The sequence below is a fragment of the Candidatus Cloacimonadota bacterium genome (assembly GCA_021734245.1).
Lineage (GTDB): Bacteria > Cloacimonadota > Cloacimonadia > Cloacimonadales > TCS61 > B137-G9.
In genome coordinates this window covers 1-23645 of record JAIPJH010000047.1, presented here as the reverse complement: position 1 = coordinate 23645, position 23645 = coordinate 1, and the positions used below count along the sequence as shown (strand labels likewise).

Annotated in this window: 24 protein-coding genes; 11 read left to right on the top strand and 13 right to left on the bottom strand. The window is 36.6% G+C overall.

Features of this window, described 5'->3' with window-relative positions; all coding sequences use genetic code 11:
• Positions 1 to 340 precede the first annotated feature (340 nt).
• From K9N40_08335 to K9N40_08285, 11 genes are all read left to right on the top strand, one after another.
• Positions 341 to 754 carry an avidin/streptavidin family protein gene (locus K9N40_08335; protein ID MCF7814472.1) on the top strand — a complete coding sequence of 138 codons (414 nt, stop codon included), beginning with the start codon at positions 341 to 343 and terminating at the stop codon, positions 752 to 754.
• 47 nt (positions 755 to 801) lie between these two features.
• A protein-coding gene (gene prfB, locus K9N40_08330) for a peptide chain release factor 2 (GenBank protein MCF7814471.1) occupies positions 802 to 1930 on the top strand; the annotation gives its coding sequence in 2 pieces (ribosomal slippage) (positions 802 to 873 and positions 875 to 1930; 1128 coding nt in all).
• Between the two features lie 59 nt (positions 1931 to 1989).
• Positions 1990 to 2730, top strand: coding sequence for an isoprenyl transferase (locus K9N40_08325; GenBank protein MCF7814470.1), 741 nt, complete (start codon positions 1990 to 1992; stop codon positions 2728 to 2730).
• 206 nt (positions 2731 to 2936) lie between these two features.
• A complete protein-coding gene (locus K9N40_08320) occupies positions 2937 to 3719 on the top strand; it encodes a phosphatidate cytidylyltransferase (protein ID MCF7814469.1) in 783 nt (260 codons plus the stop codon).
• 69 nt (positions 3720 to 3788) lie between these two features.
• Entirely contained in the window at positions 3789 to 4790 is a 1002-nt protein-coding gene (gene rfbB, locus K9N40_08315; protein MCF7814468.1) for a dTDP-glucose 4,6-dehydratase, read from the top strand.
• 1 nt (position 4791) lies between these two features.
• Positions 4792 to 6243, top strand: coding sequence for a LysM peptidoglycan-binding domain-containing protein (locus tag K9N40_08310; GenBank protein ID MCF7814467.1), 1452 nt, complete (start codon positions 4792 to 4794; stop codon positions 6241 to 6243).
• Between the two features lie 3 nt (positions 6244 to 6246).
• The gene (rimI, locus tag K9N40_08305; protein ID MCF7814466.1) at positions 6247 to 6726 is read left to right on the top strand and encodes a ribosomal protein S18-alanine N-acetyltransferase; all 480 of its coding nucleotides are present in this window, start codon (positions 6247 to 6249) and stop codon (positions 6724 to 6726) included.
• A 108-nt stretch (positions 6727 to 6834) separates the two neighbouring features.
• Positions 6835 to 7128: a GIY-YIG nuclease family protein gene (locus K9N40_08300; protein ID MCF7814465.1), complete on the top strand. Its 294-nt coding sequence runs from the start codon at positions 6835 to 6837 to the stop codon at positions 7126 to 7128.
• Positions 7129 to 7326: 198 nt separating this feature from the next.
• Positions 7327 to 7944: a dTMP kinase gene (gene tmk / locus K9N40_08295; protein ID MCF7814464.1), complete on the top strand. Its 618-nt coding sequence runs from the start codon at positions 7327 to 7329 to the stop codon at positions 7942 to 7944.
• A gap of 13 nt (positions 7945 to 7957) precedes the next feature.
• Positions 7958 to 9607 (top strand): S41 family peptidase, encoded by a 1650-nt coding sequence (locus K9N40_08290; protein ID MCF7814463.1) that lies wholly within the window; start codon positions 7958 to 7960, stop codon positions 9605 to 9607.
• 71 nt (positions 9608 to 9678) lie between these two features.
• The gene (locus tag K9N40_08285; protein ID MCF7814462.1) at positions 9679 to 11103 is read left to right on the top strand and encodes an MATE family efflux transporter; all 1425 of its coding nucleotides are present in this window, start codon (positions 9679 to 9681) and stop codon (positions 11101 to 11103) included.
• A 128-nt stretch (positions 11104 to 11231) separates the two neighbouring features.
• Here the strand turns inward: K9N40_08285 and K9N40_08280 are convergent, their stop codons facing one another.
• From K9N40_08280 to tilS, 13 genes are all read right to left on the bottom strand, one after another.
• The gene (locus tag K9N40_08280) at positions 11232 to 11561 is read right to left on the bottom strand and encodes a DUF3795 domain-containing protein (protein MCF7814461.1); all 330 of its coding nucleotides are present in this window, start codon (positions 11559 to 11561) and stop codon (positions 11232 to 11234) included.
• Between the two features lies 1 nt (position 11562).
• Complete coding sequence (locus K9N40_08275) at positions 11563 to 12240, bottom strand: 1-acyl-sn-glycerol-3-phosphate acyltransferase (protein MCF7814460.1); 678 nt, start codon at positions 12238 to 12240, stop codon at positions 11563 to 11565.
• A gap of 6 nt (positions 12241 to 12246) precedes the next feature.
• Complete coding sequence (locus tag K9N40_08270; protein MCF7814459.1) at positions 12247 to 13170, bottom strand: diacylglycerol kinase family lipid kinase; 924 nt, start codon at positions 13168 to 13170, stop codon at positions 12247 to 12249.
• On the bottom strand, positions 13167 to 13430 hold the full coding sequence (locus K9N40_08265) for a hypothetical protein (protein ID MCF7814458.1): 264 nt from the start codon (positions 13428 to 13430) through the stop codon (positions 13167 to 13169). Before K9N40_08265 ends, K9N40_08270 begins: the two co-directional genes overlap by 4 nt.
• Positions 13431 to 13449: 19 nt before the next feature.
• On the bottom strand, positions 13450 to 14358 hold the full coding sequence (locus tag K9N40_08260; protein ID MCF7814457.1) for a hypothetical protein: 909 nt from the start codon (positions 14356 to 14358) through the stop codon (positions 13450 to 13452).
• Positions 14355 to 14543 carry a hypothetical protein gene (locus K9N40_08255; GenBank protein ID MCF7814456.1) on the bottom strand — a complete coding sequence of 63 codons (189 nt, stop codon included), beginning with the start codon at positions 14541 to 14543 and terminating at the stop codon, positions 14355 to 14357. The genes K9N40_08260 and K9N40_08255 overlap by 4 nt, the downstream gene beginning before the upstream one ends.
• 8 nt (positions 14544 to 14551) lie before the next feature.
• Positions 14552 to 15325, bottom strand: a complete 774-nt coding sequence (locus tag K9N40_08250; protein ID MCF7814455.1) for a TdeIII family type II restriction endonuclease — start codon at positions 15323 to 15325, stop codon at positions 14552 to 14554.
• Positions 15326 to 16900, bottom strand: coding sequence for a site-specific DNA-methyltransferase (locus tag K9N40_08245; GenBank protein ID MCF7814454.1), 1575 nt, complete (start codon positions 16898 to 16900; stop codon positions 15326 to 15328).
• Positions 16901 to 17146: 246 nt separating this feature from the next.
• Positions 17147 to 18505 (bottom strand): ATP-dependent protease ATPase subunit HslU, encoded by a 1359-nt coding sequence (hslU, locus tag K9N40_08240; protein MCF7814453.1) that lies wholly within the window; start codon positions 18503 to 18505, stop codon positions 17147 to 17149.
• Complete coding sequence (gene hslV, locus K9N40_08235) at positions 18502 to 19032, bottom strand: ATP-dependent protease subunit HslV (GenBank protein ID MCF7814452.1); 531 nt, start codon at positions 19030 to 19032, stop codon at positions 18502 to 18504. The genes hslU and hslV overlap by 4 nt, the downstream gene beginning before the upstream one ends.
• A 187-nt stretch (positions 19033 to 19219) precedes the next feature.
• A complete protein-coding gene (gene ftsH, locus K9N40_08230) occupies positions 19220 to 21259 on the bottom strand; it encodes an ATP-dependent zinc metalloprotease FtsH (protein MCF7814451.1) in 2040 nt (679 codons plus the stop codon).
• An 85-nt stretch (positions 21260 to 21344) separates the two neighbouring features.
• A complete protein-coding gene (gene hpt / locus K9N40_08225; GenBank protein MCF7814450.1) occupies positions 21345 to 21881 on the bottom strand; it encodes a hypoxanthine phosphoribosyltransferase in 537 nt (178 codons plus the stop codon).
• A 53-nt stretch (positions 21882 to 21934) separates the two neighbouring features.
• Complete coding sequence (tilS, locus tag K9N40_08220) at positions 21935 to 23368, bottom strand: tRNA lysidine(34) synthetase TilS (GenBank protein ID MCF7814449.1); 1434 nt, start codon at positions 23366 to 23368, stop codon at positions 21935 to 21937.
• Positions 23369 to 23645: the final 277 nt, after the last annotated feature.

Here is a 23645-nt window from a genome sequence, read left to right as displayed (position 1 = left end):
GTGCATTAAAGCCGCCTTAATGCAACCTGTCCTCTCGCCTTTTGGCTACAGCCTTTCAGCAGTTTAGGCTGTTCAAACATAACGATGTTTATCACTCATTCACTTCTGTTAACCATATTACCCCAGCCTTGTTACTGTCTGCCTTTCTGCTGGCAGATTTGGTTAATCTCACGATTAATCCTCAACAGCAATCGTTGTCCCGAGAGCTTTGCACCTCGAAATTACTTTCAACGCACATCCCGGTAGGCTACTGACCGTGAAAGATCAGGTGGAATCGAAGAGTCTTAACTCCTCGTTCCACGATTACTTATGCAACTTCTTGTCGCACAAGGAGAATGTTATGAGAGTGAGATCGATAGTTGTTTTTATGTTTCTGTGTTTAGTTCTTTGTTTGTTGCATGCGGAAAATTTGCAGATATCTCTGGCAAATTCAAGCTGGACTAATGCTGCAGGTTCCATACTTAATATAGAAACTGTAGATGAGGTAAACGGCAAGTTAAGTGGTTATTATATAAATAAAGAAGAAAGCTTTCCCTGTCGTAATATTCCTTATCCTCTAACCGGTTTTATATACGAAGATTGCATCACATTCAGCGTGATTTGGAAAAGTGATACCGAATCCTGCGATGCACTTACCACTTGGATCGGAAAGATTGAAGGTAACGAGATTTCTACCAGTTGGCAATTGGTAAATCATGAAATGACTGATATCACAAATTTGATGAGTGGCAAAGATAACTTCAGAAAAAATTAGACAAAATAGTCTGCAGAAAGATTTTGGTTACATCAGGAGATTAAATAATGGAATATATAGATTTTCAGAAACAGGTAGAAGAAGTAAACAGCCGCATCGATTATATCAGGAGGTTACTTTGACACTTCTGCCATCAAGCAGAAGATAAGCCAGCTGGATAAGCAGACACAAGACGCTGATTTCTGGAATGACCAGAAGAATGCCAGAAAAGTAACCCAACAGCTCACCAGACTTCGCAATCAAATAGAAAAAGATGATAAACTGCAAAGTATCTCAGATGACCTTAATACTTATCTGATGCTTCTGGAAGAGTCATTCAATGATTCGCTTTTGCAAGAAGGTGCCGGTGAATTGAAAAATCATGAAGCCTTTCTGGATAAAGTGGAAACGCAATTTCTGTTAAGTGGAAAAGCCGATCAAAATAGTGCAATTCTCACGATTCATCCAGGAGCCGGTGGTACCGAGTCTCAGGATTGGGCAGAAATGCTGCTGCGTATGTATAAACGCTGGGCAGAAAATTCTGATTACAAAATTGAAATCGTAGATCTGCAGCCTGGAGATGAAGCAGGCATTAAAAGTGTAACGATGGAAATTCTGGGTGAGTACGCTTTTGGCTATTTAAAGTCGGAATCCGGTATTCACCGTCTAGTCAGGATTTCTCCCTTTAATGCTCAGGGGAAGCGTCAAACTTCATTTGCTTCTGTGTTCATTTATCCAATAATTGAAGATGATGACGAAATAGAAATTGATCCCAAAGATCTGCGCATCGATACTTATCGTTCCAGCGGAAAAGGTGGTCAGGGAGTAAATACTACCGATTCGGCTGTACGTATTACCCACATTCCTACAGGAATTGTGGTGCAGTGCCAGAACGAAAGATCGCAGATCATCAATAAAGAAGTAGCCATGAAGATCCTGAAATCAAGGCTTTTTCAGATGAGAGAAGAAGAACGCGAAAAAGAACGCCAGAAACTGCAGGATGCTAAAACTGATATTGGTTGGGGAAATCAGATTCGATCCTATGTTTTCCATCCTTATCAGATGGTGAAAGATCATCGCACAAATCATGAAACCGGAAACACAGATGCTGTTATGGATGGCGATCTGGATCAGTTCATAAACGCTTTTCTTAAAATGAAAGCAGAGCAGAAGTTAGAAGTGAGAGCTGAGAAATGATCCGGCTTCGTTACGAAATGCTGAACTACGCCGTGATCTACAAGAAGTGAGTATAATAGATGAATGAAAAAAATTTAGAAGATTTGATTTTTAGGCTGGATAAAGAAAAAATGCCGCAGCATATTGCTATCATAATGGATGGCAACGGGCGCTGGGCAAAAGAACATGATCTGAAGCGAGTTCAGGGACATCGCGAAGGTGTGACGGCTCTTCACAATATTGTGGAAGTTTGTGGAGATATCGATCTGGAGTATCTTACTGTTTATGCTTTTTCCACCGAAAACTGGGGACGCAGTAAAACGGAAGTTTCTTATCTACTAAAATTGATCATGGATTCGCTTGTGAAAGAGATCGATGAACTGAATGAAAATAACGTGAATATCAGGTTTATTGGTACTAAAGAAAAATTGGATGAATCCTATAATAAAAAAGTGATGGCAACCTGCCGCAAAAGCTGGAATAATACAGGATTGCATTTGAACATTGCCATGAATTATGGCGGAAGAAAAGAGCTGGCAGATGCTTTTAGAAATATTTCAAAAGATATAAAAGAAGAAAAAATTCCTGATGAGATAACAGAAGAATTGATAAATAATTATCTTTATACTGCGGGAATGCCTGATGTTGATCTGGTGATACGAACAAGCGGGGAAGAGCGGCTTTCCAATTTTCTGCTTTGGCAGACTGCTTATGCCGAACTCTGGTTCACTAATACATTCTGGCCGGATTTTTCCAAACAGGAATTCCTGGAAGCGATAATAGATTTTCAAAAGCGTAAAAGAAGATTTGGAAAGAGATGATTTACAGACAATTCCATATTCGCTACCTTACAAGGGAGCTGTCCGACTTTAGGAGGACTAAGGGTTGAAGATATATTCAAAGACTCAATTAAATAAAAATTTGTCTGTCACTCTGAGCGAAGTCGAAGAGTCACGGACGATTAATCTTTCCTGCTCTTCATCCTTCAACTACGCTCAGGATGACATTCAGGAAAAATGAGGAGCTAATGGAACTTATTAAAAGACTTTTGATGGCATTGTTTTTTATACCAACGATCTTATTGATCTTCTTCACAGGTGGAATTGTACTATCCTCTTTTTTGAGTTTGGTAGTTTTAGCGCTCATGTTTGAACTGCGAGAGATCTTTATTGAAAAGGGAATAAATGTTCCACGCGTAGTCCTGATAATGGGCATTCTGATCTTTTTTATGTCAGCTTATTTCAGCCTTTTTCATATGTTTGCTTCTCTGGTTCTGGTTTTTATTGTTGTTACCGGAATCGATATTCTGCTAAGTCGAATTACTGGTTCATTCAACAGAGTTTCTGCATCGATATTTTTCTGTGTTTACATTTCGGTTTTTATGAGTTCTCTTTTCAGGATAAGAATGCTGGATAATGGTGGATTCCTGCTTTTCAGTTTGATCGGCATGATCTGGCTTACTGATTCTGCAGCTTATTTTGCCGGACGTTATCTGGGTAAACATCGCAATGTTTTTTCTGTTAGTCCGAATAAATCTGCCGAAGGCTTTATAGCTGGAATTCTGATGAGTTTTGTTGCCTCATTTATTTTTGGATATTTTGGTAATTATACAATTCTGCAAAGTTTATCCCTGGCTGTTTCTGTAGGTATTTTTGGCCAATTCGGAGATTTATTTGAATCGATGCTGAAAAGAGATGCCGGTGTAAAAGACAGCTCGCATTTCCTGCCTGGTCATGGTGGAGTGCTGGATCGTTTTGACAGCCTGTTGTTGGCAGCTCCTGTTTTTTATATTTTACTCAATCTTATTTGAAAGGAATAAATTTCGATGACCCCTCACAAAGATGAAGTTTTTAATTTTTTTGAAGATCCAAATAAAGATATGAAGATCGTAATGGTAACCGGTGGAGCCGGTTTTATCGGATCGAATTTCATAAAATATATGTTGGGAAAGTATCCCGATTGTAAGGTTATAAATTTTGATAAATTAACTTATGCCGGAAACTTGGAAAATTTAATTTCCGTGGAAGGTGATGTGGCAAATGCCCTGGATATAAAAAACGTTTTTGAGCAATTCAATCCTGATTATGTTGTTCATTTTGCTGCAGAATCTCATGTGGATAGAAGTATTGTAAATCCCGATATTTTCCTTACAAGCAACATAATCGGAACTCAGATATTGTTAAATCAGTCACGAGAAAATAAAGTAAAGAAATTCGTTCAAATCTCCACGGATGAAGTTTATGGTTCTTTGCCGACCGGAATAGCCAGCAAGGAAGATGATAAATTAAATCCCAATAATCCTTACGCAGCCAGCAAAGCTTCTGCAGATTTGCTTATCCGTGTGGCACATCAAACTTTCAAGCAACCTGTAAATATTATTCGAGCCTGCAATAATTACGGCCCTTTTCAGTTCCCGGAAAAACTAATTCCACTAATGATAGTGAATTCTCTTCTAAATGAAGAGCTTCCACTTTATGGTGATGGACAAAATATTCGTGAATGGCTGCATGTGAATGATCACTGCAAAGCTATCGATCTTGTTTTGCACAAAGGAATTCCAGGAGAAACCTATAATGTTGGAACCGGAGATAACTGGGAAAATCTGAAACTTGTGGAACACTTATTACAAAAATTCCCGGAATCTAAATCTCACATTCAATTTGTTTTAGATCGTCAGGGGCACGATTTCCGATATGCCCTGGATTCCAGTAAAATTCAAAATGAACTGGGCTGGAAACCGGAAGTAAAATTTGAAGATGGATTGCAGGAAACTATTGAATGGTATGTAAATCATCAAGAATGGATAGAAGATATACGAACAGGAAATTACTTGAAATATTACGATACAAATTATGCGGAAAGAATGATGGAGATTTCCTAAAATGAAACACTTATTAATTATTCTTTTATTGATATTAGTTGTTGCTGGCTGCAGTTTAAATAAAACAGCAGAGCCGGAAATTCAAAAATTAGAACCTATGAACGAAAATGCGGTTATTGATTCATTATATAAAGTCATTTCATATAAAGATCAGAAGTTAGATTCTCTTTACCTGCAACTTCAAAATTATGATTTTATTATTGATTCACTGGAAATAGAATTGGATATTTCCAACAGCAGAGTTGCTGTAAATCAAAATTTCCATATTCCTGACTCGCTGGTTTTTGCCGATCGTGTTTTTGACCTGACCAATGAAAGACTTTATAACAAATTTGAGAAGATTTTTAAACATGAGTTGAGATCAGCACATAAATTCATTCCCCGCAGCGGAAAATATTTTGCAATTTTTGATTCTATTTTTACCGAATATAAAATTCCTTTGGATGTAAAATACCTGGCGATCGCAGAAAGTCAGCTTACGCCGATGGCAACTTCGCATGTTGGTGCTGCTGGTATCTGGCAATTCATGCCCAGCACGGCAAAAGGTTTTAAGATGCGGATCGATAGTTTTGTGGATGAAAGACGTGATGTGTTTTTCTCCACCAAAGCTGCAGCTCAATACTTGCTGAATAGCCATGATTATCTAAAAAACCGCGGTGCAGAAGATTGGCTGCTCACGATGTGTGCTTACAATGCCGGAGCTGGTAGTATTGCCAAAGTTATTCGTCAGCAGGAAGTTTATGATTTCTTTGATATTCTGATGAATGCAGATGAAACACAGCAATACGTTTGGCGTGCTGCAGCGATCAAATTGATATTTGACAATGAACAAGCTCTGTTTGGTAAAATATTGGAAAGACAGAAACCATTATTGGATGAGAACCATCTTGTAGAAGTGAAGCTGAAAGGTCACTACAAGATCGATGACTGGGCTAAAGCGCAGGGAACTTCTCTGGGTAGAATTTTAGAATTGAATCCCTGGATCAAGATATATAAACAATCTCGACGAAAATACTCAGCAGTAAATAATGTTGTTCTTCCTCCGGGAGATTATGAAATCTTAATTCCCAATAATGGAGTTGTTGATGAAAAAGCTTTAGCAGCTTTGGAAAAGCAGTTTTTGAATGAAAATACCGGTTTTTTCACACATCATATTGTAAAAAGGGGAGATACACTTTACGATATTGCCCGAAAATATAAAACAACAATCAGCAAGATCAAAGGTTTGAATGGGTTACGTTCCAATGTAATCTATCCAGGTCAGAAATTAAAGCTTTATGGAAATCAAACCAAAACTCAAGGCTCGCGGAATTATATTGTGAAAAAAGGTGATACTGTTGGTGAAATTGCTGATAAACTGGGTGTTACAAGTAAATGGATCATCACCAATAATAATTTGAAAAACAATAACGGTATTGTGATCATCCGACCTGGTCAAAAATTATATTATTAAAAAATGATCCAAGTCGAAATAAGACCAATGCAAGTTACGGACATTCCGATTATTCTGGAAATGGAAAAGAAATTGTTTTCCAGTCCCTGGAAAAAAGATATGTTTCTGGAAGAGATAAAATCCGGTTATGCTTTTGTAGCGCAGGAAAAAGTTGGAAATACTATAGCTGGTTATATTTGTGGACTGTTATTGTATGATGAATTCAATATTACAAACCTGGCTGTAAGTTCGTCATTTCAAAGACAGGGTTTAGCGGAATTGCTTGTGAAATTCGTGATAGGAAGATTACTGAAAATCCATTGTTCCAATTTTTTTTTGGAAGTTCGTGTTTCTAACTTAGCAGCGATAGCTCTTTATCGGAAATTAGGCTTTGAAATAATTGGGAAAAGAAAAAAATATTATAACAAACCACAGGAAGATGCGTTAATGATGCAGATGGATTTGTTGGAAAAGCTAAATGATGAAAATAGTATGTCATCCTGAGCTTGTCGAAGGGTATGGCATGATGAATTATGGCTTGCCACATGCTTTCCCGAATATAATTTCGAGACAAGTAAACTCAGCATGACATATTGCTGATTAAAGGAATTAATGAAAAGTTATTGGGTTTATATTCTTAAATGTTCAGATGGATCTTATTATACAGGATCGACTTCTGATATAGAAAAAAGATTAAGCGAACACAAATTAGGATTTTATAAAGGATATACAAAGCATAAACGTCCCGTAAAATTGGTGTTTTCCCAGAATTTTACTAATCCTAATGATGCAGTTTCAGCAGAACAACAGATTAAAGGATGGACAAGGGCAAAGAAAGAAGCGTTGATAAATGCTGATTTTGATTTATTGGTCATTCTTTCAAAGAAAAAAGGGAAGTCATCCTGAGCTTATCGAAGGGTATGGCATGATGAATTATGGCTTGCCACATGCTTTCCCGAATATAATTTCGGGACAAGTAAACTCAGCAGTACAATTTTGAAATTTTGGAGTTAATTATATTAAAGTTTAAACCGTACAAGTCATCCTGAGCTTGTCGAAGGATATGGTATGATAAATAGTGGAATTTAAAAAAAAGGAAAGATAATGAAAAGTCTATTTATAACGTTTGAAGGTATAGAAGGTTGCGGAAAATCCACACAAGCTAAACTACTAACTGAGTATTTGAAAGAACAAGGTAAAAATGTTTTACTGACGCGTGAGCCTGGTGGTCCGAAAATCTCTGAGGATATTCGTAATGTACTCTTGAGTACTAACAATAAAGAAATGATCGCTCGCACAGAAATACTGCTTTATATGGCCAGCAGAAGTCAACATACAGGAGAATGGATAATTCCCAATTTAGAGCAGGGAAATTTTGTGATTTCCGACAGATATTTTGATTCCACAATCGCTTATCAGGGAGCTGCTCGCAAAATTCCCAGAAACATCATTGACACCCTGACCAACTTCGCAACCTTTGGTTTAAGGCCTGATGTGACGTTTCTGGTCGATTTGCCGGCTGAAATCGGTTTATCGAGGATCGAAACCAAAAATGCTGACAGATTGGAACAGGAATCGCTTGCATTTCACAAAGAGGTGAGAAAAGGTTTTTTGGATCTGGCCAAACAGGAAAGTGACAGATTTGTTATCCTGCACGGCAAAAAAAGTATTGCAGAGATTCAAAAAGATATAATTGAAGTTATTAATAAATTTATAAGATAAGTGAGGGCAGACAATGAAATTTAATAAGTTAAGTAAAATCTTAGTTTCAGTGAGTGTGATCGGTTGGATTATCATTGGATTGATGTTTTTCAATTCCAATAATATAGATGCAGCTAATAATGACAGAACAAATATCTATAAAAAGATACAATTATTCAGCGAAGTGTTGAATACAATCCGCGAAAATTACGTGGAAGATCTTGATATTTCTGATCTGATTGATTCTGCTATTGAAGGAATGCTGGATGAAGTAGATCCACACACCACATATTTTGATGAATTTGAATTTGATAAATTTACTTCCGATACTCAGGGTGAATTTGGTGGATTAGGTATTTCGATCGATAAAAAAGGTGATTACATTACTGTTGTAACTCCGATCGAAGGAACTCCAGCATATCGCATGGGAATAATGGCTGGAGATAAGATCATTAAAGTTGACGGTGAAAGTGTTGTCGGAGTGGATACAAGTGCATCTATCAAATTGATGCGGGGCGAACCAGGTACAAAAGTTGTCATCACGATCGAGCGACCCGGCGTGGATGAAGAACTTGATTTCGAGATCGTAAGAGATGTTATCAAAATCAAAAGTATTCCTTATGCATTCAAAATGGATAATGGAATTGGTTATATCAGAATTCGTCAGTTCAATGCCAATACTACCTCAGAATTACGCGATGTTTTAGATGACCTGGAGAATCAGGGAATAAGAGGACTTCTTATCGATCTCAGATTTAATCCTGGAGGACTTCTGAGTGAAGCCATCACAACAGTGAATGAGTTTATTGGAAAAGATAAAAGAGTTGTCTTCACCAAAGGCAGAATTCCACAAGCAAATCAGGAATATTTTACCCGTTATAACCGCATGAGAAGCGGCTACCCGGTTGTTGCACTAATTAACAGCGGTTCAGCCAGTGCTGCTGAAATTTTTGCTGGTTCTCTGCAGGATTGGGACAAAGGTCTTATTGTTGGACAAACTTCTTTTGGCAAAGGAAGTGTTCAGCGTTTATTCCCACTTAGCGACGGTAAAGGGCTAAAAGTAACAACCGCAAAATATTACATCAATTCCGGGCGTTGTATCCATAAGGATCTCAACGATAAACTTCTTAAAGATGAACGAGTATTAAACGGTGAGATCGATCGAGAAGAGATTGAAAAGATGGAAGAAGAAGCTGATGAAAAAAATCACGAAATAGTTTTCTACACTTCCAAAGGCCGCAAAGTTTACGGTGGTGGTGGTGTAAATCCTGATATCGAGATTAAGCAGTCACTTCTAAATAAATTTGAGATCGAATTACGACGCAAAAGTCAATTTTTCAATTATTCGGTAGATTATTTGCTGGAACATGAAGTAGATGTTTCTGAAGATTTTGAAGTTGATGACGAAATGGTCAGTGATTTCCTGGATTTTGCAAAACAAAACGAAGTAGAATTCGAACAAGCTGATGTGGATAGCAGTTATACCTGGATCAAGAACGAGCTTGAAGCAAATATTATCGGGCGAAAATTTGGTGATGTGGCTCAATATAAAACTGCAATTAAAGACGACACACAACTTCAGGAAGCACTATCGTATTTTGATAGATTCAACACACTTGACGAAATGTTCGATTATGTGGCAAGTTTGAAGCTGGAAGAAACTGAGTTAAGTGAAAAAGAATAGAAGATAATTGTATATAAAATCCTCCCGCTCGAAAGAGAAGGGAGGATTTTTTTAATCGAAAGAATTATGATATGAAAAACAAAGCTATGGATCTAACGCAGGGCAGCATAACCAGAAACCTGGTAAAATTATCATTACCGATAATGTTTTCCAATTTTCTGCAGATGTTCTACAATCTTACTGATGCTTTCTGGTTGGGAAAGTTAGGAGAAAATGCTCGGGGAGCCGTTTCTGCTGCCGGAATTGCTTTTCCGCTTATTTTCTTTTTATCTTCTTTTGGTTTTGGTTTTGTAATCGCAGGAACTTCTCTCATCTCTCAATATAAAGGCGCAAACCGCTTTCCGGAAATGAAAAGAGTTGTGGGACAGTTTGTAATTCTTGTTGTAATATTTTGTGCTTTTTTTCTGATTTTCAGTTTTGTATTCTTAGATAATATTTTACATTTACTTCAAGTTCCCTCCGAAATTTATGAGGTAACCAAACAGTATATTTCCGTAATCCTGGTTGGAATGGTCTTTATGTTTCTTTTCCTTTCCTATCAGAGTTTTTCTCATGGAATGGGAGATACCATCTCTCCGATGAAAGTTCAGTTGGTGTCTGTAATCATAAATGTGCTTGTTGATCCGTTATTGATCTTTGGAGTTGGCTTCTTCCCTCGTCTGGAAGCAGTCGGAGCTGCTTATGCTACATTGTTTGCCAGGTTGATTGGGGCTGTGATTGCATTGATTTATTTCATGAAAAAAGATAAAGTACTGATTCCAACTGTTCAAGATTTAATCCCAGATAAAGTTATGCTTAAGAAAATCTTAAATATAAGTATTCCGGCTTCTTTAGGACAGTCTGTTACAAGTTTTGGTTTTCTGCTTCTGCAGGGTTTTGTAAATAGCTTCGGTACAGTTGTGATCACAGTATTTTCGATAGGGAACAGGCTTACAGGATTCTTTATGATGCCGGCAATGGGAATGAGCAATGCTTTGGCAACGATTGTCGGGCAGAATCTTGGTGCCCGGAAGGTTGATCGGGCAATAGACAGTGTGAAAAGAGCTTTTCTTCTGATAATGACGATTATGTTGATCGGTTGTGCAATTCTCTATTTCTTTGGTTCAGATATTGTTAAGTTTTTCATTGATGACAAGGAAGTCGTCCAAACCGGAGTAAGGATGTTTAGAGTGTCATCTTTTGCTACTTTCATTTTTGGAATTGTTTTCATTTTTATGGGAGTTTTCAATGGTTCTGGACACACAAAACCAACCATGATCTTAAATATTGTACGTTTGTGGGGACTTCGAATTCCCTTTGTTTTACTACTTTCCGGATTGGCTTTGGAATATATTAAGATCGATTTTCTGATTCCATTTTTGCAGTGGATATCTAAACCTCTCGCTGAATATCCTTACGATGCGCTCTGGTGGTCGATGATCATTTCTAATGGAATAATAGCAATCTGGGCGTTTCTGATCTACGAGAAAGGTGAATGGAAGAAAGGAAAGATCTAAGACTCTGTGTTTTGGTGACATGGTGACCTTGAGAAAACTTCGGAATGTGCGAAGCTCTTCCGAATGTTTGCATATCAGAGCAATCCGTCTTCGCTAAAGCTACGACGTGACTTGCCAGCAACCAGCAGCTACCCTCTCAAGGCATCCAGAACTTTTTCTGCTTCGGGAACCCAGCCAAAAAATTCAGTAATTCGTTCACATTTATAATCATCACAACTGGCACAAGTTTCGACTTTCTTTACTAGTGCACATTTTCTTATCTCACAAACTGTACAATGATGGAACAAAGTTCCTTCTTCTATTTGGCAACCAACGCAGTTAACAGCTTCTGGTAAAATTAGAGCATTATACGTTTTACTCCATTGTTTTGCTGTTTTTTTTCTTAATTCATTATCATTTGTTTTGTAAGCTATGAATGCCGGGCATTCAGTACAGATCAGTCCACACTTTGAGATCATCTTATTCATCTTCCACCTCTTCCACATATTTATTATTAATTTTATCAATATCTTTGTAATTTCCCCGATACTTCTCAGGTAATAATTCTGCCATTCTAAACATCAATTGATCCACCTGCTTATGTCTTATAGATTTATCTGTTGATTTTACTTTCTTTATCTTTATGGGTTTTCCAACCTCAAAAGTAAATCTTGTGCGTTTGAATTTAACGAGATTATCCCAAAAAAGTTCACCTCCAAAATGTACTACAGGATAGATGGGAACGTCGGATTGCTGAGCCATTGTAATAATTCCGGGATGAGCTTTTTTCAATTTACCATCGCCAGTGCGAGTTCCTTCGGGAGCTATGATTATTATTTTATCGTTGCCAAGATGCTCTTTCACTTTTCTAAATGTATTTGCCGTAAAACCTTCTCGATCGATGGGAACAGTTTCCCAAATATTGGCAAGTATTTTCAAAACAGGATTATCCCAGGTTTCCTTTTTGGCTATCCCATGAATTTTGCGAGGGAAAAGATCTACAAATATCATAGGAACTTCTAAAAAGTTTATATGATTCATGGCAATGATGTAAGGCCCTTTACGGGGAAGTTTTTTCAATTCTCTTTTATCAACTTTGCAAAGAAGATGAAGTATCGTTCGAACAACTATTGCAGCAGATTTTCCGTAAATATTCACTTTCTATTATCGTTTTTTACAGATAATATTTATAGCACTTGGAATGCATTTTACATCGATTTTCTTTCCGGCTTGGCAGATAGTTTCACCATCGGCATGAACAGCCAGATGACCGCTTTTTGCTTCCAGAGAAAATGACGGACTTTGCAAGGTAGTAGTATTTTCCAAACTCTGCTGAGTTCCTTTGGTATAATGAAGCATTGCTTTCAAAAGTTCTCTTCGATTTCCCTGCTTTGTCATACACAGATTCAAAATTCCATCGTTGTTGTTTGCCTCGGGAGACATGAAAAAAGTTCCACCCATTCTGTTACCGTTCATAATGGAAACTAAGGCAGGATTTATCTGCAATATTGTGTCATCAAATTTCAATTCCACTTCTGGTGCTGGGGGATATTTTATCAATACTTTTATAGCTCCGATTGCATAACCGGCAGCTCCGTGAATGTGTTTCATTTTGGCTGCTTCCAAGCCGACCAATGTGTCGAAACCAACTCCGATACCATTTCCAAAATATCTTCCCTGTGGGAAATCTCCACCCGCGATCAAACCTACATCCATTTTTTGCGAATGTCCTGAAATCAAGACATTAAGGCTTTCTGCCAGCTTATCTGGAATGTGAGCACCATAAGCAAAATCGTTGCCTCGCCCGATAGGCAGAACACCAAATAACGGAAGATGATCAAGTTCTTCTTTTGCCAACATCAATCCGTTTATAACTTCGTTACATGTTCCATCACCACCGGCAGCAATTACTGCGGTATTTTCTTTCCGGGCAAAATCTTGTGCCAGGTTTATAGCATGACCAGGTTGATGAGTAAGATGAATTTCATACTTGCAGTTGTTCTCTTCCAGAAATTTATTGATAACCGGAATATGTTTGGGAGCGTAATCCTTTCCTGCTACAGGATTCAGGATTATCTCGAATTTCATTTTTCATCCAACGGTAGTTCCGTATTGGGAGCTGTTTTCTGAAATTGTTTAAGTTTTTCTTTGTAGTTCTTATGCCGGTTGATCTTGGCTATAATATAACCAATGATAATACCAATAACAAGAATTCCTGGATACAGAATAATGCGCGACATCTGTAACTTCCAGAAAAAAACTTTGAATTCCACGACTTCCGTATTTTGAACAAAAATAATGACGATCAAGATGAAAATTATCAGGGCAAGGATAGATTTGAATTTCATAAAAAGCCTCCTCTCTCTTTTATTTTACGTCGATCATATCTGAAATTTTTAATTCAAAAAGTTCAGTCTGCTCATTTGTAATGATCAGAGTTTCTTCATCAGCAAAGCAGATAGCTTCACATTGTTTTGCTTTTATGGGAAGATATTTAATAGTTCCATTAAAATAATCATCACCTTCTTCCACACTGAAAATCCAGACATTATCATAAGTGAGAACTGCCAGATTTTTTCCATCAGGAGTTACATCGGCAGCGGTTACCATGCCGTTGATATCAAAAGTGGCAAGATAAGTAAGAGGATTTTCGATGTTAGCATTCATGCTGTCCATTCGATAAAGCCTGGTCAGAGAATCAGCACGATGTTTGGTCAGGAAATATAATTTTCCATTTGCCCAGAAAACAGCTTCACAATCGAAATTATTGGGAACAGCAGGATATTGAGTTTGCTCGGGATAATAAAAGTGCATTTTCTTCAGATAATTGACTGTTCCGGAAAATTCTGGATTGGGGTCTTTCAGCATGTAAACAGCCAGATCACGCCGGGCATTTCCATTATTTCCACTATCGCAAACGTAGATGTTTCCATCATTATCCACAGCCATTTCTTCCCAGTCGATATTCATCGTTCCAGCCAGATAAACTCCCCCTTGATATTCTTTGTACCATTCAGCACGCAGCAGCTCTCCTTTGCGATTGAAAGGAAAGATCATATTTTTACCACCGGAATCGTTCAGAGTCCAATATACATCGTTCCACATTCTGCTTTTGATGATCGCACTGGATTCATCGATCTTGTCGTAATCAAAATTGGTGTACGGCTGCAGTTCCACAGCAGCTATTTTGGGAAGGTCAACCGAGATGGTATCTTCCGAAAAGAGATAAGTAAAAAGGGAAAAAGTTAAAAGGATAAAGGTTAAAGTTTTTTTCATTTTTGCTCCTGGTTTTGAATAATTTCATTTATAGCTTCAAGAATACTTTCATACCAAGGAATGTATTCTGGAATTTTTTCAATTACTTTTTTTAATTCTGTTTCAGTTAATTGCCTTATTTCTTCTTTTTCAAGAATAGTTTCAATATCTTCAGTTGATAGAGAATATATAATTTCATTTTTCATATAACATCCTATTTAAACCTTAAGAAATATTTGTTAATTTCATCTCTCATCTCATTGCCAGCTTTTTCAAAGCAATCTAACAAATCTTCATAAGCATCTTTACCACCAAGAAAATCCCAAAAATCTTTAGCGACTTTTAATTCTTGATCCAAATCGATCATTCCTTTAACAGTCCAAAATTGATAAGGTTTAGGTTCATAGGGATTATAAGGTATGGCTATTAGTGTATGAATTTTAGCAGATGAGTTTTTATGAAACATTATTGCTGCCCATTCCAAGAGAGTTCTCTTGAAGTCTTTAAAATTACTTTTATTTGGTTTCGCTGTTTTTAAATCAAACAAATATATTTCATCATTCTCATCTTTTAGATACAAATCAACTTTTACAGGTCTTAATTTGTGAGTTTTTCCTGAGTTACAAACTTTTCTAATTCGATTTAGTTCTTCAATCTTATTAACATCTTTCCCAATAGATAAATCATCTATAATGTTTTGAATTTCTCTTTGCGCAGATTCACTAATTTCATCTCCTACTTCATATTGGTAGTGAATTTCATTAAATTTCCTTTCAGATACTTTTGCTGCTACAGGCTCGAAAATGGATGTACCAAAGGTAGTGTTTAAAGATTGAATAAATGCAAATAATTCCATTCTATCTCTTCCTAATAATCTGAAATGAAAAGGCTTCTCAACTCCTTTTGGGTTATAATTCTTGAATTTGTTTCGTAAACAGCTTTTGATTGTATTTGTAATATTCAAAATTTCTTGATTAGAAAAGTTCATTCATTCCTCCTTCATATGAAAAATCGTCTCCGAATAAGCTGATTTATCCTTCTCAGTTCTATTAAGTACAGGTCTTTTAAATTCATTAATAATTTTCATACCTGCATTCTTAGCTATTTTTGGATATAAGTTGAATTTATCATTTGCAACAAGAAAAACGTCATAATCTTCCGCTAAATATTTTTTAGTATTTAACAAAACATCTGAAATGCCTTCAACATAAGATATTCTGGCTTCTTTCCCTTTCCCTTTGAATAATGGACCAATTTCAAGTTTATCCTTTCGATCATAACCAAATAAATCGTAGGCATATGCATGTTGTTCGTGATAATTGATTAAACCAACATAGGGAGGACTAGTAAAAATGCCTTTTATCTTCTTTTCTTTTAATGTTTCTCCAAAAATCGAATTGATTTTTTCTAAAGAATCAAAAATATTAATTTTTCGAGAATCACCAGTTAAACAAATCTGATATGTGTTTGTTCGATTGAGATCAAATTCTGATAACCTTTTTAATGTGTCTTCACTATATCGTTTCCACCAACCAAACATCGAAAATAAAGGTTTGCATATTTTGTAATGTTTATGACAATAATAAGTTTTTGTTATTGGTTTTATCAACGTAGCTAAATCTGAATGAGATGTAGCTCTGCAAGAACGGATCGTTCTACTTAAAATTAATTTTACAACTTGTTTTATATCCTTATCGTGGATTTCTTCGATTAACGATAAGACATAATCAATTTCATCTCTTACAGGTAGCAAATACCATTTATCAATAAAATTTTTATGTTTATTTTGAATTATTTTCAACTTGTGTTTTTTTACTAGTTTATTAAAAATTTCATCGAATTCATTTTCTTTAAGTTTAGCATAATTCCATTCATCAATTTCGTTATGTCTAACTTGATATTTAAATTTTGGGGAAGGAAAATTTTTATTATTGAACTTATTAAGTTCGTTTAAAAGGTCATTTTCAAAATTTATGGCTTTAGAATTATAAATAAATTCGCTATACAAATTATAGATTTTTCTTAATTCATGATACAAAATTTGAAGATTATGTTTGTGAACTTTTATATTACTAATTTGAGCATTAAATTCTGATACATCAATACCAATTGCATTAATACCCAATTCGTTGGCTTGAACTAAGGTAGTTCCACTTCCGCAAAATGGATCTATTACAATATCATCAGGTTTAAAATAAACATGTTTTTTAAAATTATCTACATGATCATCAAGGAAATATTCTACCAATTGAGGAATAAATTTTCCTTTATAAGGATGCAATCTATGTACATGTTTTGTTCGTTCTTTTTCTGAAATTCCATGAAATGATAAAGTCCAATTCAAATCTTTTCCAAGTCTCTCTTTCATTTTCATTTCAAGATTAATATGTGAATCAAAATATTTTTTTAAGTCATTAACTAAAACTTTTGTACTACTATTATTCCCAATTTTTTTTAAATGGCCATATTGCATCAAATAACTGATTTGCGAAGGAGATGTTTGTTTGCCATAATGTTCAGTAACCCATTTGCTCGCTTCTTTTATAGATAATAAATTATTCATTCTTCTCTCAACACGTCAAATGCAATGCAAACATCATATTTTTTTTCTCAATTTATTAATCTGCATTCGTAAATTATAAATTTAAAATTTAAGATATTCAAGTGAAATCCCTCTAACGACTTCGTCGTTTTCTCCCCTTCGAAGGGGAGCTTAAAAAAACTAATTTGTTTTTACAATAATTTGAAAGTCTCCCTTTGTAAGGGGGAATAAAAGGGGGTTCAAAAATCCAAAATTTAAAATCTTTCATCACAAAATATATTTACTAAGATCTTCATCTTCGATAATGCGAGAGAGTTTTTCCTGCACGAATTTCTTTTTAATATTCACAGTTTTATAAGTTACATCGGGCATTGCCAGCAGATAATCTTCCAGGAGTGAATTCATAATTGTGTGTAGGCGACGAGCTCCGATATCTTCCATTTTCTCGTTGGCAGCTGCCGCAAAAACCGCGATTTCTTCCACAGCTTCATCATCAAATTTCAATTTAACTTTTTCGGAAGCAAAGAGAGCAATGTATTGTTTTGTTAGTGAGCTTTTGGGGAAGATCAGAATCTTTTTGAGATCATCTTTTGTAAGGCTGCTGAGTTCTTCTCGAATGGGAAAACGTCCCTGTAGTTCGGGGATAAGATCGGAAGGTTTGGCAGTGGAAAAAGCTCCGGCAGCAATGAACAAAATATGCGAAGTATCGATAATTCCAAATTTTGTGTGAACGTTGGATCCTTCCACGATAGGTAGAAGGTCACGTTGAACACCGGATCGTGAAACATCAGCCCCGGTACGATTTTCATTGCCGGCAATTTTATCGATCTCATCGATAAAAATGATACCATTATTTTCTACACGATTTTTAGCTTCTTCCCGCACTTTATCTTTTTTCACCAGGCGATTAGATTCTTCTTCCACCAGGATATTGTAAGCGTCTTTCACCTTCATTTTCTTCTTTTTATCATGTCCTTTCTTGCCGGTAAAAATATTGCTCATCATCTCACCGATATTAAAATCGATATTTTCCATTCCGGTTGGTGAGAAAATTTCTATATGAGAAGGTTTGGGAGGATTTACAGAAATCTCTACTTCACGATTATCGAGTTCTCCGGTATCGAAAAGGGTTTCCATTTTCTTGCGAATGCGCTGATAGCGATCTTCTGCATTTTTTATTTCTTCTTCTGTTTCGTTTGGTTTTATAGGAGGTCTGGGATAAAGAATATCGATCATGCGGTTGCGGGCTTTAGCTTTTGCCTGCGCTTGAACTTTGGCTGTCATTTCGCTGCGAACGTCATTTAAGGCGATATTCATAAGTTCGCGAATCATCGATTCCACGTCACGTCCCACATAACCAACTTCCGTAAACTTGGAAGCTTCTACTTTTATAAATGGAGCATGAGCTAAACGCGATAATCTTCGCGCAATTTCTGTTTTTCCTACGCCGGTCGGCCCGATCAGAATGATGTTGTTTGGCATGATTTCCTGTTGCAGTTCACCTTCTACCTGCTGACGTCGCCAGCGATTTCGCAGGGCAATTGCTACAGCTTTTTTGGCTTTATCCTGACCAATTATGTATTTATCAAGTTCTTCGATAATTCTTGCTGGTGTTAGATGTTTCATATTTCCTCAACGATTGAATTTGAATTTGTATAAATGCAGATTTCTGCTGCAATTTCCAGTGATTTTTCCACGATCTGTTTGGAGTTCAATTTGCTGTCCATTAAAGCTCTTGCTGCAGCTAAAGCATAATTTCCGCCCGAACCGATCGCGATGACATCATCGTCCGGTTCCAGTACATCACCGGTTCCGCTTATCACAAGTAGAGTGTTTTTATCTGCCACGATGATCATTGCTTCCAGGCGACGCAGGAATTTATCGGAGCGCCAGTCTTTGGCAAGTTCTACGGCAGCCCTTTTTAGATTGCCTTTGTATTCTTTCAATTTGCCTTCAAATTTTTCGAATAAAGTAAAAGCATCGGCTGTAGCTCCGGCAAAACCAGCTACAACTTTGCCATCGAAAAGTCTGCGGATTTTGTTGGCAGAAGCTTTCATGATGGAATGACCCAGAGTGACCTGTCCATCGCCACCGATGGCTATTTTATTGTTTTTTTTTACACCGATTATTGTAGTTCCGTGCATTTGTATCATATTAAATTCCTTATTATTTGAACAGCTAACAAAACGAACAAAAGAGTATTTCTTCTTTGTCATCATGAGTCCCGAGTATTCGCTCGGGAAGGGATACAGCATTTGTAATTAATGATTCCCACATAGTTCGATTAACTCAGCATGACTTATCAATGAATTAGAAAATGAAAAAGAAAGAGTCATAGTTCTACTTTTTCTCATCCTTATCTTCTTCTTTCTCAGGTTCTTTTTGCTCTTTTTTTGTTTTCACTTCTTTTTTTACTTCTTTTGAAGTTTCATCCTTTTTATCTTCAGTTTTATCAGTCTTTTCAGAATCCTGTTTCTCTGGTTCCTTAGCTTCAGATTCCTTCTTTTCATCCGGTTTTACCGAGAAATCCTTTTTGGAAAGATCTATTTTCATTTCCTGAACTTTCTTAAATTGTTCATCAATGAAATCCTGTTCTTCTTTCGGACAGTTATCTTTTGCAATTTGATAGATTTCATCCGCTTCTAATGTTTCTTTCTCAAGTAGAGTTTCTGACATGTTTTCCAACAATTTCTTATGCTTCATCAGTATTTCGTTAGAAGTTTTATGAGCATTTTCAATGAAACTTCGAATCTCGCTATCGATAAGTTTTGCGGTTTCTTCACTGATGTTTTCGTGTTGCGAAATATCTTTTCCCAAAAAGACCTGAGATTCTTTTTTGGCAACTGTCATCGGCCCGATCTTTTCACTCATTCCCAGATTACAAACCATTTGTTTTGCCAGGTTTGTTGCACGTTCAATGTCGTTGGAAGCACCAGTTGATAACTCATTAAAAATGATTTCTTCTGCTGTTCTTCCACCCATTAAACCTACGATTGTCTGCTGCATATAAGTTCGGGTATAATAGGTTTTATCTGTCTGCATAAAATGAGTTGCTCCACCGCTGAATCCGCGCGGAATAATGGTAACTTTGTGGATCGGTTCAACTTTATCCAGAAACATTGAACAGAGAACATGACCAACTTCATGAACCGCTGTAATTTTTTTATCTTCATCGGTGATGACTTTGCTTTTACGAGCTTTACCCATCGTTACTTTATCTTTTGCTTCATCAAAGTCATCCATCTCGATCTTTTTCTTATTTTTCCGAGCAGCCAGAAGAGCGGCTTCGTTAACCAGATTCGCCAGATCGGCACCACTGAAACCAGGAGTTACACGAGCGACGACGGCAAAACTAACTTCTTTCGCTATCGGAAGTATGCGAGTGTGAACTTTCAGGATTTCTTCACGTCCTTTAATATCGGGAAGATCAACGATTACCTGTCGATCAAAACGACCGGGACGAAGCAAGGCAGGATCCAAAACATCGGGTCTGTTTGTAGCAGCGATAATAATGACAGAATCATTTGGATCGAAACCGTCCATTTCTACCAACAGCTGATTTAAAGTCTGTTCGCGTTCATCATGTCCACCGCCAAGTCCGCTTCCACGATGTCTTCCCACGGCATCAATCTCATCTATAAAAGCAATACAGGGAGCGTTTTTCTTGGCTTGCAAAAACATATCTCGAACTCGAGATGCACCAACGCCAACAAACATCTCCACAAAATCGGAACCACTGATACTGAAAAATGGAACTTTTGCTTCACCTGCTACAGCTTTTGCCAGAAGTGTTTTACCAGTTCCTGGTCTTCCCAGAAGTAAAACTCCACGGGGAATTCTTCCACCCAGTTTTTGAAATTTCTTGGGTGCTTTCAAGAATTCAACAATTTCTTCCAGTTCTTCTTTAGCTTCATCAACTCCTGCCACATCTTTAAATGTAACCTTTGTTTTTCCATCGGTAGCTAATCTTGCTTTACTTTTGCCAAAACTGAAAGCCTGGCCTGCTCCACCGCGCATTCCACGCATAATGAATATCCACACTCCAATGAACAACAAAAATGGAAACCAGGACAATAAAATTCCCAGAAGCTGCGAAGGTTTTTGGGAATACACAATTATTCCTTTTTCGGCTAATGATTTAACCAGCTCCGGAGCTTCAAAAGGAAGATATGTGCTGTAATTCTGGCCGTCAATACCGGTTATCGTTACATCTTTTTCATCAAAACCAACTCTGGCAACTTCTCCGCTATCTACCATTCTCATAAATTCTGTGTAGGTAATTTCCTCAGATTTACTCTCGCCCATGCGGCTCATTTGGAACATCACAATTACTATCAACAAGATCACAATCCAAAAAGTAATTGTCTGCGATTTCTTCATTTTGGGAATTTGATTTTTATTCTTTTTGTTGGGATCGTTCTGGTTTGGGTCTTTACGATTATTTGCCATTAATTTATATTCTCCTTTAGTTATAAACTTCTTTTTTTAAAATTCCGATGAAAGGAAGATTGCGGTATTTTTGAGCATAATCAAGTCCGAAACCTACCACAAATTCATTTCCAACTTCAAATCCTACATAATCGATTTCCAGATCAGTTTTGTGCGCTTCTGGTTTATCCAATAATGTGCAGATCTTAACTGATTTGCAATTATGCTTCAAGAAATATTCATCGATATACTTGAGCGTAAGTCCACTATCTACAATGTCTTCTACGATTATCACGTGTCGTCCGCTGATATCGGAATCGATATCTTTTTTTATTCTAACAACACCGGAAGATTTTGTGCTGTCTCCATAACTGGAAAGCGACATAAAATCTATTTCCAGGGGAATTGTGACGTGCTTGATAAGATCGCTCATGAACATTGCTGCACCTTTTAAGATACAGATCACAATGGGATTTTTGCCTTCATAATCTTTCGAAATTTTGGCAGCTAACTCTTTTACTTTTTGCTGAATTTCCTGTTCACTAACTAAAATGCTGGAAATTTCATTTTTCATTTATATATAATCCTTTTAGAACTTTTGTAAGCCTTCCAAATGGAAAACTAAAATTATTTCTTTTTAATTCTTTCAGCTGCCCGGGCTTTCTTAAATTTCATCTTTTCTATTTTCAGCATCAAAATATTTTTTGTATCATCATTCACGATTACTCGATTATCAACTCGATGCCCGGCAACCCACAGAATCTTCTCATTATCACTAAAAATAAGCACCTTATCTCTGTCAAATTTGGCTATTTTTTCGTCAATGAAAAAATCCTTCAATTTCTTGTGGTGCTCCATTCCCAGTGGCACAAATGTATCTCCTGGTTGACGATGACGCACAGTGATGGGAAATGATGTTTTATCATAATCCAGATATGTAACATTTTTATCTTCAAATTGATTGCGTTTGGTGGGGAGTTTTTTCAGCTTTTTCATGATTATGCGAGTATCTTCAAAAGTAAGACGATTTCGCAGTGATGTGATCTCTTTTGTCTTGTTCACATCAATTTCTTTGATGCTGTCTTTGTTCAAAAACGTAAGCTCTTTGTATTCTTTGCGAACAATAACATTTCGGGGCAGCTCTATTTCTTTACTTCCTTTGGAATGCAGGATTGCTTCGATCTCTTCAAAATGATTTGTGTAAAAATCTTTTGTATCTTCCGAAAGGAAAGAAAAGACTTTCCTGAACAAATAAAATCTGAGAACAGGACGAGTTTTTAAAATTACAGGCAATGAAAATTTGTACTCATTTTTGTGATGATAGATCTGAGCTTTAATCAGCCTTCTTCGTGCAAGTTCTTCCAGAATAACATCAGTATCGGCAAAGATTGATGCTGTATTGTAAAGCTTGTCTACAATCCCGGGATTCATATTTTTCTGCAGCCAGGGAAGAAGTTCATTACGGATTTTGTTGCGGCTGAAAACATTTTCCCGGTTAGATTTATCTTCTCTCCATTCAATCCCTTCATTGTTAAGATATTTTTCGATCTCTTTTCTGGAGAAACATAAAATGGGATGAATAATATCTTTCGAGATCGGTGAAATTCCTTTAATTCCGGCATAACCCGAACCACGAAACATTCTAAAAAGCATGGTTTCTGCCTGGTCTTTACGATTATGCCCCAAGGCTATTTTATCCACTTTATAAAGTTTGCGAAGTTGATTGAAATAAGCGAACCTGATATCACGTGCATTACTTTCCAGGTTGCTTTTATTTTTTATTTTTACGTTTTTTATGACCAGAGATATATTCCTTTCAAAACAGAAATTGCGAACAAATTCTTCATCACGAAGTGAATCTTCTCCTCGCAGGTTATAGTTTACATGCGCTGCCAAAAGTGAAAAATCGAATACAGATTTCATGTGCCACATTGCAAGTAGAAGAGCCGTGGAATCTGCTCCACCAGAAAAGCCTACTACTATTTTCTCACCCTTTTTGAAGAGTTTATAACGACTGGCGAATTCTTCAAAACGTTCAAAAAAATCTAAATTCTTTTTCATTATTTTCACCTTCATTTACAGCTGGGAAATGATGAGAAATTGCAACTTCATCTCCCACAGCAAATTAGATTTAACAAGATTAATTTAAAGTTTTAAGATGTCAAATCAAAAACAATTAATAATAAATAAAGAAAATTGTTAAATTTGACTATCACCGTGGCAGAGCCAAGGTGTATTTCACTAAATTTATTTCAGCAAGCTGAAAATCGAATTTTCATTATTTACCCCTCTGCCTTCGGCATCTCCCCTCAAACAGGGGAGAAATTTCGGAAAACCC

What these genes read in the sequence shown, in the direction of transcription:
- K9N40_08335 (MCF7814472.1), top strand. Translation starts at nt 341, where the DNA reads ATGAGAGTGAGATCGATAGTTGTTTTTATGTTTCTGTGTTTAGTTCTT.
- K9N40_08325 (MCF7814470.1), top strand. Translation starts at nt 1,990, where the DNA reads ATGAATGAAAAAAATTTAGAAGATTTGATTTTTAGGCTGGATAAAGAA.
- K9N40_08320 (MCF7814469.1), top strand. Translation starts at nt 2,937, where the DNA reads ATGGAACTTATTAAAAGACTTTTGATGGCATTGTTTTTTATACCAACG.
- rfbB (MCF7814468.1), top strand. Translation starts at nt 3,789, where the DNA reads ATGAAGATCGTAATGGTAACCGGTGGAGCCGGTTTTATCGGATCGAAT.
- K9N40_08310 (MCF7814467.1), top strand. Translation starts at nt 4,792, where the DNA reads ATGAAACACTTATTAATTATTCTTTTATTGATATTAGTTGTTGCTGGC.
- rimI (MCF7814466.1), top strand. Translation starts at nt 6,247, where the DNA reads ATGATCCAAGTCGAAATAAGACCAATGCAAGTTACGGACATTCCGATT.
- K9N40_08300 (MCF7814465.1), top strand. Translation starts at nt 6,835, where the DNA reads ATGAAAAGTTATTGGGTTTATATTCTTAAATGTTCAGATGGATCTTAT.
- tmk (MCF7814464.1), top strand. Translation starts at nt 7,327, where the DNA reads ATGAAAAGTCTATTTATAACGTTTGAAGGTATAGAAGGTTGCGGAAAA.
- K9N40_08290 (MCF7814463.1), top strand. Translation starts at nt 7,958, where the DNA reads ATGAAATTTAATAAGTTAAGTAAAATCTTAGTTTCAGTGAGTGTGATC.
- K9N40_08285 (MCF7814462.1), top strand. Translation starts at nt 9,679, where the DNA reads ATGAAAAACAAAGCTATGGATCTAACGCAGGGCAGCATAACCAGAAAC.
- K9N40_08280 (MCF7814461.1), bottom strand. Translation starts at nt 11,561, where the DNA reads ATGATCTCAAAGTGTGGACTGATCTGTACTGAATGCCCGGCATTCATA.
- K9N40_08270 (MCF7814459.1), bottom strand. Translation starts at nt 13,170, where the DNA reads ATGAAATTCGAGATAATCCTGAATCCTGTAGCAGGAAAGGATTACGCT.
- K9N40_08265 (MCF7814458.1), bottom strand. Translation starts at nt 13,430, where the DNA reads ATGAAATTCAAATCTATCCTTGCCCTGATAATTTTCATCTTGATCGTC.
- K9N40_08260 (MCF7814457.1), bottom strand. Translation starts at nt 14,358, where the DNA reads ATGAAAAAAACTTTAACCTTTATCCTTTTAACTTTTTCCCTTTTTACT.
- K9N40_08255 (MCF7814456.1), bottom strand. Translation starts at nt 14,543, where the DNA reads ATGAAAAATGAAATTATATATTCTCTATCAACTGAAGATATTGAAACT.
- K9N40_08250 (MCF7814455.1), bottom strand. Translation starts at nt 15,325, where the DNA reads ATGAACTTTTCTAATCAAGAAATTTTGAATATTACAAATACAATCAAA.
- K9N40_08245 (MCF7814454.1), bottom strand. Translation starts at nt 16,900, where the DNA reads ATGAATAATTTATTATCTATAAAAGAAGCGAGCAAATGGGTTACTGAA.
- hslU (MCF7814453.1), bottom strand. Translation starts at nt 18,505, where the DNA reads ATGAAACATCTAACACCAGCAAGAATTATCGAAGAACTTGATAAATAC.
- hslV (MCF7814452.1), bottom strand. Translation starts at nt 19,032, where the DNA reads ATGATACAAATGCACGGAACTACAATAATCGGTGTAAAAAAAAACAAT.
- ftsH (MCF7814451.1), bottom strand. Translation starts at nt 21,259, where the DNA reads ATGAAGAAATCGCAGACAATTACTTTTTGGATTGTGATCTTGTTGATA.
- hpt (MCF7814450.1), bottom strand. Translation starts at nt 21,881, where the DNA reads ATGAAAAATGAAATTTCCAGCATTTTAGTTAGTGAACAGGAAATTCAG.
- tilS (MCF7814449.1), bottom strand. Translation starts at nt 23,368, where the DNA reads ATGAAAAAGAATTTAGATTTTTTTGAACGTTTTGAAGAATTCGCCAGT.